The sequence below is a fragment of the Paenibacillus sp. FSL K6-2862 genome (assembly GCF_038005125.1).
In the GTDB taxonomy this organism is placed as follows: domain Bacteria; phylum Bacillota; class Bacilli; order Paenibacillales; family Paenibacillaceae; genus Paenibacillus; species Paenibacillus illinoisensis_A.
In genome coordinates, this window is record NZ_JBBOSN010000001.1 from 3,357,068 (window position 1) to 3,369,938 (window position 12,871).

Sequence of the window (12,871 nt, forward strand, 5' to 3'; positions counted from 1 at the left end):
GGTCTTTGAAAGACATAGATAACGGGGTGAGTGTGCAATATACGTGGAACGAATCATCAGTGAGCTGTCTGTTGAGTGATGGAACTCTCTGTACACTGGAAAGTACGATCGATCACTGGGATTGCTCCTGTCCGTCAGATCACATCTGCAAACATGTTCTGATCTCGATCCTGTATTATCAGCGTGAACATCAGACGGATGAAGATGCTATGGGGCAAGACATTCAGGTGGAGGCTGTACCAACACCTGAAGCGACTGACAAGGATTCTAAGTCCAGTTCGATTGCTATGGATGCAGAGGAGTTAACACCGGGCCATGAATCTCGTTTCCGCTGGATGACAGAGTCTGACCTGTCTACCTTAATCAAATCGTATAGCTCCTCGATGATTGAAGAGGTTTGGTTCCGGTTGAAGTATCCCGAGCAGATCGAAGTTCTGGAGGATTCGCTTCTTACCGTGCGACTTGTAAGACAAGGCATCGAGGTTTCATTCACCCAGGAACCCAGTCTCACGAAGGCGCTGTGTAAGGTTAAACAAACGGCTGGTAGTATGGCGAAGCTGGAAGCCTTGCTTCGATATCGCAGACAACAACATGTGGACGATGAAAATGTCTTGAGTGCAAGAGTATATGATACCAAGTTCTCCATTGAAACCGTCCGTGAATGCCGGAGCATGCTTGCCGATCTTTTAAAAACCGGGCTTGCCAGGCTGCCACAGTCTTATATGGCCCAGCTAGAGACACTCGCTGTAGCTGCGCATAGCGGTAACCTCCCTGATGTTGAACGAAATTTACGGGGAATTCAGGGTGAATTAGAGCTATTCTTCAATCGACATATTCGTTTCTCTATGCAAACCATGCTTGATCGGGTGTCTAAGCTGTATCTCGCATTACAGGTTTTGGAGCAAGAGTGTACTTCCGCTTATATGCAGAGCCAGCTTATTGGCAGTTTTCGCAGTAAGTATTACACAGTTCCACAGCTACATCTGTATGGTTTAGGAGCAGATGCATGGGAAACCAGGTCCGGTTACCGAGGCATTACGTACTATTTCTACTGTTTTGAAGACGAAGAAATATACACGTACAGCGATGTGCGCGCTGTTTACTATGGCGACAATTCATTTTCCTACGCAGAGCATTATGGGGCATTTACGCCATGGCTTACCAACGTGACTTTCCGTCAATTTGCTGGGGAAGAGCTGCAGTTCCAAACGGTAAAAGTGAACAATGACCGCAGGCTCTCTTCAGGGGAGGGTGCGAAGCTGGAACTTATGACGCGAACGAAAGTGGAAGATGTGAATCTGGGTAAATACATGCAGAATGTTCCTTCTCTACTTCTTGAGGATTCAAGGACATTTGAGCTATTTACCAATCCGAAGGAGCGTTTTGCCATCCTTCGGGTTGCCCGGATCGTAGATCACAGCTTTGACAAACGAACTCAACAACTTATCCTTACCATTGAAACGGAAGAAGGGGAACTGCTTCCTCTGACGCTTCCTTACTCCATGGACTGGCAAATGATGATCCAACGTCTCGAGTCAGGATACGGAGCCGCCTCGCTCGAACACTTTTATGCTTTCGTTCGAATGGAACAGAGCGCATTTTACCCGATCAGCTTTTTGAAGGGACAACGGGTAATCAGCCTAAAATTGGATATAGGCTATGGGAGGACGGGTAGACTTGGAAGACTATAATCAGTTCGTGCAGCAGATCGGCGGCTGGACAGAAGAATTGCTGCTGCGCGGGATATCCCAATTCACCTTGAAGGATGTAGGCGTGTTAGAACAGTTTCTTGTGGAGATCAAACGGTATCAACTGACATTCCTTGAGGAAATTGTAGGGCTATTGATAACCGAAGGACGCAGCCTGGCTCTTGGCAATGGTAACGAGGAGCTTCTGCTGAGCCATTATTGCCGCTTAACCCAGTATGTACAACTGAGCATTCAGGAATCATCCTGAAGCAATACGAAAGATTTGCAGAAGCGAGTGCCTCTGCAAATCTTTTTTTGTGGAGAGAGTGTTATTTGGTTTACTTTACCGAATCTACTCAACTCTGCATACTATACACCTTGCTGCTCACGATTCAGTAGTAATATTCGCTTAGATGTCATATCCCGGTTTATGATGCATACCATTAGGCGAATGCGGTCATAAGGGAGGAAACAGACATGTCGATGAGCGAGCCACTGTTAACTCAAATCGTAAAACAACAACTTCCGGCCGGCGCTAATGTCGTCACTATACTTAAACCTGTCGAACATCCAGCCATCTATGCGGCAGATCTCACCGGAGACGGGATGCCGGAGATCGCTGCGGTTTATAAACTGGATGGAGAATTAACCTTGTTGATTTTGAAATTTGTGCAAGGACAATGGACGAAGATGTCGGTCACCAAAGGATTGGGGTACAACGCAACCTTGCTGACAGCTGCCCCTGTAACATCTACGGCAAGAAGCAATCTAATTGTTGGCTGGCAGCTCGGTTCCATCTGGTCCAAACTTGCTGTATATGAGTGGACAGAAGCAGGGTTAACGGATGTAGCCCCAGCTGATCTATATTTCAGTCATGCCGAGATTATTGATATGCCCGGTCAGCATGGAAGAGATGGGAAAGTGGAGATTGCGCTTTGGACGCATGATACCGGGGAGGCTTATCGGGTTGATATTATTAGATGGCAAAATGGGAAATGGGTACCTGCCACAGACGTATACATGTATTACTTTCCTAAGGTTGTGCAGTACTACGAACAATTAACTCAGCATTATCCGGACTACACCTTTTACTGGTATTATCTTGCCGATGCCCAGTATCGCGCCGGGTTATTACCGGCTGCCCTGATTTCAGTTCAAAAAGCGCTAAGTTTCAACGAGCCTTACCCATCGCGGGAAGCGCTGCTTGAATTGGAGAAGCAGATCAAACAAAGTATGGGAGGTAGTCATGTACGTGAAACCACCTGGTTATTCCCCATTTCAGTAAGAACAATCCAGGGAACCCGGTGGGGCTATATGGATGCACAGGGTCGGATCCGGCTGGAGCCCGTACTTGATGATGCTCGTGATTTTCAGCCGAATGGCCTGGCTGTAGTTGTGAAGGATGGCAAGGCTGGTGTGATTAATCTGAATGGCCAGTATGTTGTTCAGCCTGTATATGATTCCATTAATTCATTCGAAGAAGAACGGGCGATTGTGATTGACGCCCAAGGCTTTAAAATGATCGATGAACAAGGTCATGTGCTTACGAAACGGGCTTATCCCTTTATCGCGAATATGAAGGATGGGCGGGCGCTTTTCTATGATACTTCCGGAGGTCAAGCAGGTGGAGATGTCAGTCGTTACGGCTACCTGGACGCTGCTGGCAATGAGGTGATCCGAGCACAATTCGTATCAGCCTACGATTTCAGCAACGGAAAAGCCGTTGTTCAGATCAAAGACAACGAGTTCGCACTCATAGATCGTAATGGAAACCGACTGGCGACATACCCTTACGCGTATGTAGGACCGCTAGGAGACGGTTTACTTGCTTTCCAGAAGGAGACACCCGGAAAATACGGATATATCGATGAACGAGGTCAGGTCCGAATTGAACCTAAATTTACTACAGCACTTCCTTTCAATGGTGGGCATGCGATTGTGAATACAGCAGAGGACTACAAATCGATTTATGGTGTCATTAACAAGCAAGGAGCTTTTGTCATTCAACCGGGTTACAATGATATCCGAGATTTAGGGGAGCAGCGTTTTGCGCTGGGGCAGGCCATTGATCCGGAGCAGCCTTTCATTGGCTCATTGTATGCGATTGCAGATGTTAATGGCAGGAGACTTACAGAGTTCATTTACAGGGACGTAGGCGACTACAAAGGGGGGCTCGCGTCTGCATCGGATGGAAGACAGACTGTTCTGCTTGACCTGAGTGGACGCCCAGCACCAGGATATCCCCGAGTAGAAGGTTCCGGTACACTGGAAGTCGTAGCACCGGATTTGATCAAAGCAAACGTTGATCAGCGTCTTTTGTATGTCAATCGAGCCGGACAGATCATCTGGCGGCAAAATACGATCGTTCCCCTTCAGCCACCTTACCGTGTTCGTGAAGAGAAGTATAAACCCAATATCGATTATCTGGTTTATTATCCGCAGGTGGAGGGATTAACCGACCAGGCCGCACAACTGGCACTTAATTTGAAATTGAGGAACTTGTCTCAAGTTAAACCGATTCCTCCAGACCAAAAGCTGGATTACAGCTACACAGGGGATTTTGATATTACTTTTTATCAGCAACAGCTGCTTCAGCTGCAGCTTACGGGATATAACTATCCCTTTGGGGCTGCACACGGTATGCCTACAATGATCTATGCCATTATTAATCTCAGCAGCGGGCAGCTGTATGAGTTAAAGGATTTGTTTAAGCCGAATAGCGACTACGTAAAAGTATTAAGCCAGATTGTAGGAGATCAGATCAAAAATGATCCTCAGTATTCTTATGTATTTCCGGATACTTATGAAGGAATTAGCCCGAACCAGCCATTTTTCGTGACGGCAGACGCGCTGCATCTGTATTTCAATCCATACGAGATCGCTCCGTACGCAGCCGGATTCCCGACATTTACCATTCCTTTTGTCCAGATCAGAGACATTATTAATACCGAGGGTTCGTTTTGGAAAGCGTTCCATATGTAATTTTAAATTCATAGCGTATATATGTGAGGCCATAGGCTAATTATGGCTTCTTTTTTATTTGATGATTTGGAAAGTGTGCAACATGGTTTGACACCATGATCGAAGACGAAGAATATAAGAGCCTTGATGATTAAATGGAAAGTTTATTTATGCTATCTGAAGATTTACGCAAACAAATTAAATTAAATTAATGTCTTGGTAAAGGAGTTTTTTCAATTTAACCAGTTTGGAGGAAACATCTTGTATAAAGCTGGCTTTTGGATAAGGCTCGGTGCAAGTATTTTTGATGGTATTATTATTGGGCTGCCTTTGATGGTTATCGCAGGGCTCATTACAGGTAACTTTGACAGCGATGAACCTATAGCGCAAATATTAAGTGCATTATATTCCATTTTATTGCCGGCATTCTGGAACGGAAGAACGATTGGAAAATGCATCTGTGGAATTCGAATTCGAAAATACGATACACAGGAGCCCCCGGGAATTAGAACCATGCTGATGCGAGTAATTGTAGCAGGACTTGTATATGGAATAACTTTTGGCATTGGTTTTATTGTAAGTGTCATCATGGTTGCTGTACGTGAAGACAAACGTGCATTACATGATTTTATCGCAGGTACCGAAGTCGTCTGGGACTAAACATGAGAAGGCATGCCCTGGCCAACATTTACGATGTATTCAAATCTCTTCATATTCACTCACGTTACAGATTATGAACCTTGTTCGTGGTCTGTTTTTTTGTGTTGTCAGTAGAACGGTCATAAACCCGCGCCAACACGGCAAATTTAAAACATTCCAGATGATTATTTAGTGAATTCGTCTATCATTTTGGCTAAATGATCAGTTGCTTGCGGACGAAATCAACATGTCATTTCATCTTTTGCGAATATCTCTGCAATGCGCTCTCCCTTACTCTGAGATAGAGCACAGACATTCCCAAAAGGTGGAGGATAAGTTCCATGAAAAGAAAAGTGTTATCTACGAGTTTGATGATTCTGTTATTAGGTACAACGATCCTGGGGTGTTCGTCCGGAGCCAGTACAGCGGGCGATACCGCTAAAGGGACACCAAGTGGATCAACGGAAGCAACCACCTATCCGATTCAAACGGATAAGACGCTTACGTACTGGGGTGAAATTAACGGAAACTTGATCGGGGTCAAAAATTCGCACAGTGAAATTCCATTCTTTCAAAAATGGCAGGAAAAAACCGGCGTGCCACTCAAATTCACCGCACCACCGACAGGTCAGGTCAGAGAATCCTTTAACGTGATGCTGGCATCCGGGGATTTGCCGGACATGCTGGAGTACAATTTCATCGGAGATTTCCCCGGTGGACCAGAGAAAGCCATTAATGATGGTTACATTCTCAAGCTGAACGATCTGATTGACCAATATGCTCCGAATCTGAAGAAATACCTGCAGGACAATCCGGACATCGACAAGATGGTGAAAACGGACAGTGGCAGCTACTATGTATTCCCGTTCATTCGGGGAGATGAGTATCTGCGTGTCTTCCAGGGACCCATCATTCGTAAGGATTGGCTGGATGAGCTGGGACTGCCAGTACCGGAAACGATTGATGAGTGGACAACAACCCTGAGAGCTTTTAAAGATAAAAAAGGCGCTGCCGCTCCATTCTCTGTTGTAAGTAAGCCACGATTCTTTAACGATTCCGGTAATGGTGCTTTCCTTGGCGCCTTCGGTGTAAACCGCGGATTCTACCAGGAAGACGGACAGGTCAAATTTGGTCCGGCGGAAGATGGTTTCAAAGAATACTTGGCGTTATTCCAGGAATGGTACAAAGAAGGTTTGATTGATAAAAACATCTCGACAGCGGATACCAAATCCGTTGACGGTAACCTCGCTTCGGGTGCTACTGGCGCAAGTGTAGGTAACGCAGGCGGAGGGATAGGCAAATGGCAGCCGCTTGTAGAGGCCAATGATCCGGATGCCGTCCTGGTCGCTGCACCATATCCGGTGCTTAACAAAGGTGATATTCCTAAATTCGGCCAGCTTAATCAGGGCTATGCCTCAGAAGGTACGGTTGCCATCACGACGGCAGCCAAGGATCCGGAACTTGCCGTTCGCATGCTGGATTACGGCTACAGTGAGGAAGGGCACCTCTTCTTCAACTTCGGTGAAGAGGGTGTCAGCTATAACATGGAAGGCGATTATCCGAAATTCACGGACTTGCTGCTGAAGAATCCGGATAAACTCGCTCCTGCACAAGCGATTTCACTATATGCCCGCAGCAGCTATAACGGTCCATTCGTTCAAGATAAACGTTATGCCGAGCAGTTCTTTGCTTTGCAGACCCAGCGCGATGCGATTGATATCTGGAAGAATACACAGGCCGCAAAATATAATCTGCCTTCAATCACACCTACACCTGAAGAGAGCTCCGAATACGCGACCATCATGAATGATATCAACACGCTCGTCGATGAGATGACCATCAAGATCATTCTGGGCAACGAGCCGGTGGATCAATTCGAGAGCTATGTCGCGAAAATGAAATCGTTGCATCTGGATCGGGCGATTGAAATCCAAACCGCAGCACTCGAACGCTACAACAAACGGTAATTGTAAAAGGGGAGGGCTCTGGCCCTCCCGATTGAAAAGAGGTGAAAAGGTACATCATGAGCAATCGTCAATCCTTTAGAAGCCGGTTCGTGCGGGACTTCATGATGAATAAGTATTTATACATCATGATGATTCCTGTGATTGGATATTATTTAATATTTCATTACGGTCCGATGTATGGTGCAATGATTGCCTTTAAAGATTATTCTCCGATGAAGGGCATTTTGGGGAGTGATTGGGTTGGACTGAAGCATTTTGAAGAGTTTTTCAACAGTTATTATTTCCTGCGTGTTCTGAAGAACACCCTTCTTATCAGTTTGTACACGCTGGTCTTTGAATTCCCCGCACCGATTATTCTGGCGCTGCTCATCAATGAAGTTCGCAAACGTACGTTCAAGCGGGTCGTTCAGACGATAACGTATATGCCTTATTTCATCTCTCTTGTCGTCATATGCGGTATCATTACGGACTTCACGAACGCGGATGGTTTAATCAACCGTCTGATCATGATGCTCGGATATGACGGTCAGGCGATGCTGCAGAAGCCTGAGCTGTTCCGTCCAATCTATGTCCTGTCTGAAATATGGCAGCGAATCGGTTGGGAATCCATTATCTATATCGCTGCGTTGATGAGCATCGACCTGGAGCAGTATGAAGCGGCGAAGATCGACGGAGCGAGCCGTCTCAAGCAAATGTTTCACATTACGCTGCCCGGGTTGCTGCCTATTATTACAATCATGTTCATTCTCCGGATGGGTAATATGCTGAATGTTGGGTTTGAGAAAATCATTCTCCTTTATAATCCGGTAACATATGAAACAGCTGACGTCATCTCCTCCTTCGTATATCGAAAGGGATTGCTGGAGTTCGGATGGAGTTACAGCTCGGCAGTCGGCCTATTTAACTCGGTGATCAATCTCGTTCTTCTTATTTCGGCGAACTATATCAGCCGCAGAGTGAGTCAAAACAGCTTATGGTGAGGTGGGAACTTTGATTAAGGAAAACGGTTGGTTTGACCGGATCTTCACAATCTTCAATTATACATTTGTAATCCTGCTTGTCATCGTCACATTGTATCCGCTTCTCTACGTGTTATTTGCGTCCTTAAGTGATTCGGCGCAGCTGTTAGCAAACAAAGGTCTGCTGTGGAAGCCAGTGGGCTTTAGTCTGGAAGCTTACAAGAGCGTGCTTGCCAATCCGGGTATAGCCACAGGATTCCGCAATACGTTGTTTATTCTTGTGTTTGGCGTCATCGTTAACCTGTTCATGACAGCGCTCGGAGCGTATGTGCTGTCCCGTAAAAACGTGATGTGGAACAAGGTGTTCATGTTCTTTATCGTGTTCACGATGTTCTTTGGCGGGGGGTTAATTCCGCTGTATCTGGTTGTCAAAGGCGTTGGCCTGTTAGACACACTGTGGTCGACTATTCTGCCTTTTGCCATCAGCACGTTTAACCTGATCATCATGCGAACGTCATTTATGGGTATTCCGGATAGCCTGGAGGAATCGGCCAAGATTGATGGAGCGAATCACTTTACCATTTTGTTCCGTATTATTATTCCGTTGTCCATGCCCGTCATTGCCGTGATGATTCTGTATTACGCGGTAGATAAGTGGAACGGGTGGTTCTATGCATCCGTGTTTATCAAGAGCCGAGAGCTGTTCCCGCTGCAATTGGTGCTGCGTGAGATTCTAATTGCCAATTCCACGGAGAGCATGTCAGCCGGAGCATCGGCCGGGGATCGCTTCCAGATCGGGGAGACCATCAAGTATGCAACGATTATGGTAGCGACGATACCAATCCTGTGCATCTATCCGTTTTTGCAGCGCTTTTTCGTAAAAGGTGTCATGGTTGGTTCATTGAAAGGTTAAATCTGAGAATTGAAGAGCGGTAAGGAGGTATGACAACATGAACGTATTAAATGAAGTGAACAAGGACGTGTGGGATCAGATTAAAAGTAAAGCCGACCAGATGCTTGTAGCCATCGGTAAAAAGTCTCCGCATGTTGCTGGAGCCAATGGCATCTATGACGACATGAGAATCGATTGGTGGACCTCGGGATTCTGGCCGGGCATGTTATGGATTGTGTACGATATGACGGGTGATGAGAAATATAAAGAGGCTGCATGGAATTGGGATGAGCGGCTATCGGAACGGTTTCTCGAAAATAACTACTTTGATCACGATGTGGGCTTTCATTTCCTGCCCACGGCTGTCATCAAATACAAGCTCACCGGAGATGCTGATGCGGCTAGACGTGCCTTATTTGCTGCCAACTTCCTGGCTGGGCGCTTCAATACCAAAGGCAGCTTCATTCGGGCCTGGAATGGAGACATGCTGGGCTGGTCGATCATCGACACCATGATGAATCTGTCGTTGCTTTTCTGGGCATCGGAGGAAAGTGGAGACCCACGTTTCAGCCATATCGCCAAAGCGCATACAGATATGGTCATGAAACATTTTGTCAGGGAAGATGGCTCTGTGCATCATATCATTCGGTTTGATCCCGAGACAGGTGAACGGGCAGAAGCGATAGGGGGTCAGGAAGCGGCGCCGGATTCGGCATGGAGTCGTGGAGCTGCTTGGGCTTTATATGGATTAACGAATACGTATCGTTATACAGAGGACCCGTCATATTTGGATGCTGCACAGCGTGTGGCGAACTTCTTCATTTCCAGCCTGCCTGAGGATAGCGTTCCGCATTGGGATTTCCGTGCTGAGCCGGAAGAAGGAGAGGAGATTTCACGGGACAGCTCCGCGGGTGCCATTGCTGCTTCCGGATTGCTTGAGCTTGCAGATGTGCTTCCTGATCCAGAGGGTAGACTCTATGCGACCGTTGCCAAACGTATCCTGAGTTCCCTGCGGGATCATTATGGAACATGGGATCTTCCTAAGCACGAAGGTATGCTTCTGGAGGGAACCGGTCATAAACCGGCAGGTCAGAACGTTAACGTCTCGCTAATTTACGGTGACTATTTCTACATGGAAGCGAGTGCCAAATTAAACGGATGGAAGCATCGCATTTTCTAAAAATGTTCTAAAAACAATTAAAAACATTCTCATTTTGATACCGAATGCCCGATAGACGAAAGTAGTCTATTCGGGCTATTTGTGCTTGATTTGACGGGAAAAATCGGTGGTGGCTACCCTTTTTGTCAATCGAATTGAACTTTTTATCTATATCCCAATCTCGCTCTTGCCGTTATAATAAATTCCTGATCCAAACATCGATAATCTACGAAGAGTTGGGTGATGAGTTGTTGCTAAACATTCGATATTTGTGGCAAAAACGAGAAAGCATAATTGTGACCTGGCTTCTCTCTTACAGTGCTGTTTTGATTGTGCCGATTCTGATCAGTTTGGTTATTTACATGCAAGCAAATGAGACACTGAAGAGTGAAATACATCGGGCCAACGATTCTTTATTGAAGCAGATGCGATATACGATCGATACACAAGTTGATCTGATGAAGCGGTTAAACATGGAGATGACGTGGAGCCCGAATCTGCAAACCCTGATGTATTCCAATCAGCCAGCCAAAGAGGCGCCGTACACGGCTTACCAACTGGTAAAGGAACTCCGTCTCTATAAAACATCCTACGCATCCATCGATGAATTCTACGTCGTGTGGAAAAAAGATCAATCCATTCTTCGTTCAGGTAATATTCGGGATATGCGAACGGCATTCCATACCATACATAATACAGGTGCAATGTCTTTCGAAGCGTGGCGGGATCAGATTCTGGGTACAGAGATGAATCAGTTCGTCATACTGCCACATCAGACTGCAGCACCGACGGAGTCTTCCATTGCGTACATTACACGTCTGCCCGATGATTTGAATGGTCAGGAGACGGGTACGGTTGTCGTCATGGCGGATACGCGAAGATTCCAGGAAGCAATTGAGAGCATTTCCGGTTTTAGTGATGCCACGCTGCTGATTCTGAATCAGAATAACGAGATTCTGATGAGCAATCATCCCGGGTCAGAGGAATTGAAGCCATTCATGAATGGCAATCAGGTTCAGTTGGATAACGCGAAGGTAGGCAAGTCGGAGATGTTCTACATGGACTCTGCGGTATCCGATCTGAAATACGCATTGATTATTCCCAGCAGCCTGTATTGGGAAAAGGCAGTATATGTCCGCAATTTTACGTATATCAGTATCGTGGTAAGTCTCATTAGTGCGGGTGTACTGACCTGGTTCTTTATGCGCCGGAATTACTCCCCAATTCAACAGCTCGTGGAATCACTAAAAGATAAAAATAGTCAGAACGAACCCGCTGATCGGAACGAACTTCGATTTATACAGAAGGTCATTATGAACACACGATCAGAAAAGAATGAGATTGCTCAGCAGCTGCAGAAACATCAGCAGGTGCTGCGCTCCAATATGATTAATCGGCTTCTCAAAGGTAAACAGGATACGCTCGTGCCCTATGAAGATGCATTCCGTTCCTTTCATATGCCGCTCTATTCAAGTGAATTTGCTGTTATCTTATTTGTCATTGAGAATGAAGAGAATCTCTATGGAAAACTGCCGGGTATTGATATCAACGAACGAAACAAGTTAATCCATCTCATTATTTCAAATGTGGTTGAAGAACTGGCTTCAGAGCGTCAGCACGTTGGATATGTGGCAGAAGTCGATGATATGATGGTCTGCCTTGTAAATATGAAAGCGGATTCTTCGGATTGGAACCAGGATCTTCATCACATTGCGGCAGAAGCGCAGCATTTCCTGGAACGCTATGATATGGAACTGACGATTTCCATCAGCGGACGCCATATGTCGTGGATTGGCATCGCCGAAGCATACCAGGAAGCAGTAGACGCGATGGAATACAAAATGGTGCTTGGCAAGAAAGGCATCATTACCTATGGGGATGTACGCAGCGATGCGATGGCGGATGACCCATTTGGCTACTACTATCCGCTTCAGGTGGAACAGCAGCTTCTTAATTTCATCAAAGCGGGAGATACCGACCAAGCCAGTGCTTATATGAACGAGATTACAGAGCGAAATTTTGATAAACCGATTATGTCACTCACACTTGCACGTTGCCTGATTTTTAACCTGGTAGGTACAATGATCAAGGCTATCAATGATCTGGGGGACAGGGATAACCATACGTTAACTCAATACCCGCATCGGATTGAGGACATTATTGCGGGTGATACCATCCAGGAGATGCAGGAGGCATTGCAGAACTTGCTTGAGGAGGTATGTTCATATGCCGCTGACAAGCGCGCAACGAATGTATCACAAGAACGTGAGGATTCCCTGCGTCATCTCAGTACCCAAGTCACACAGTATATTGAGAGTAACTATACTGACGTGAATTTGAACGTCAACGCAATTGGTGAGCATTTTGAGCTTAAGGGCAGTTACTTGTCCAAACTCTTCAAGAATCAGACTGGTGAGGGTCTGCTGGACTGTATTCATAAGTGTCGTATCCGACAGGCTAAAGAAATGATGGAGCATAAACAGGAATCCATTACCGAAATATCCCGATTGGTCGGATATAACGATGCAGCAACTTTCATCCGGGTATTCAAGAAATATGAAGGCATTACTCCCGGTAAATATAAAGAAATCAGTTGATTGATTTGA

The 12,871-nt window shown here is 46.0% G+C and carries 9 protein-coding genes; all 9 read left to right on the plus strand.

Features of this window, described 5'->3' with window-relative positions; translation table 11 throughout:
- Positions 1-26 precede the first annotated feature (26 nt).
- Positions 27-1,691 carry a hypothetical protein gene (locus tag MHB82_RS15250; RefSeq protein ID WP_341175148.1) on the plus strand — a complete coding sequence of 555 codons (1,665 nt, stop codon included), beginning with the start codon at positions 27-29 and terminating at the stop codon, positions 1,689-1,691.
- Positions 1,678-1,956, plus strand: coding sequence for a hypothetical protein (locus tag MHB82_RS15255; RefSeq protein ID WP_095357960.1), 279 nt, complete (start codon positions 1,678-1,680; stop codon positions 1,954-1,956). Before MHB82_RS15250 ends, MHB82_RS15255 begins: the two co-directional genes overlap by 14 nt.
- Before the next feature lie 209 nt (positions 1,957-2,165).
- Entirely contained in the window at positions 2,166-4,670 is a 2,505-nt protein-coding gene (locus MHB82_RS15260; protein WP_341175149.1) for a WG repeat-containing protein, read from the plus strand.
- Positions 4,671-4,910: 240 nt separating this feature from the next.
- Complete coding sequence (locus tag MHB82_RS15265; RefSeq protein ID WP_095357958.1) at positions 4,911-5,309, plus strand: RDD family protein; 399 nt, start codon at positions 4,911-4,913, stop codon at positions 5,307-5,309.
- A gap of 320 nt (positions 5,310-5,629) precedes the next feature.
- Positions 5,630-7,255, plus strand: coding sequence for an extracellular solute-binding protein (locus tag MHB82_RS15270; RefSeq protein WP_341175150.1), 1,626 nt, complete (start codon positions 5,630-5,632; stop codon positions 7,253-7,255).
- Between the two features lie 56 nt (positions 7,256-7,311).
- Positions 7,312-8,235 (plus strand): ABC transporter permease, encoded by a 924-nt coding sequence (locus MHB82_RS15275; RefSeq protein WP_095357956.1) that lies wholly within the window; start codon positions 7,312-7,314, stop codon positions 8,233-8,235.
- A gap of 10 nt (positions 8,236-8,245) precedes the next feature.
- Positions 8,246-9,127: a carbohydrate ABC transporter permease gene (locus tag MHB82_RS15280; protein WP_341175151.1), complete on the plus strand. Its 882-nt coding sequence runs from the start codon at positions 8,246-8,248 to the stop codon at positions 9,125-9,127.
- 100 nt (positions 9,128-9,227) lie between these two features.
- Positions 9,228-10,286, plus strand: coding sequence for a glycoside hydrolase family 88 protein (locus MHB82_RS15285; RefSeq protein ID WP_445671259.1), 1,059 nt, complete (start codon positions 9,228-9,230; stop codon positions 10,284-10,286).
- A gap of 248 nt (positions 10,287-10,534) precedes the next feature.
- Positions 10,535-12,862: a helix-turn-helix domain-containing protein gene (locus tag MHB82_RS15290; RefSeq protein WP_341175153.1), complete on the plus strand. Its 2,328-nt coding sequence runs from the start codon at positions 10,535-10,537 to the stop codon at positions 12,860-12,862.
- Positions 12,863-12,871: the final 9 nt, after the last annotated feature.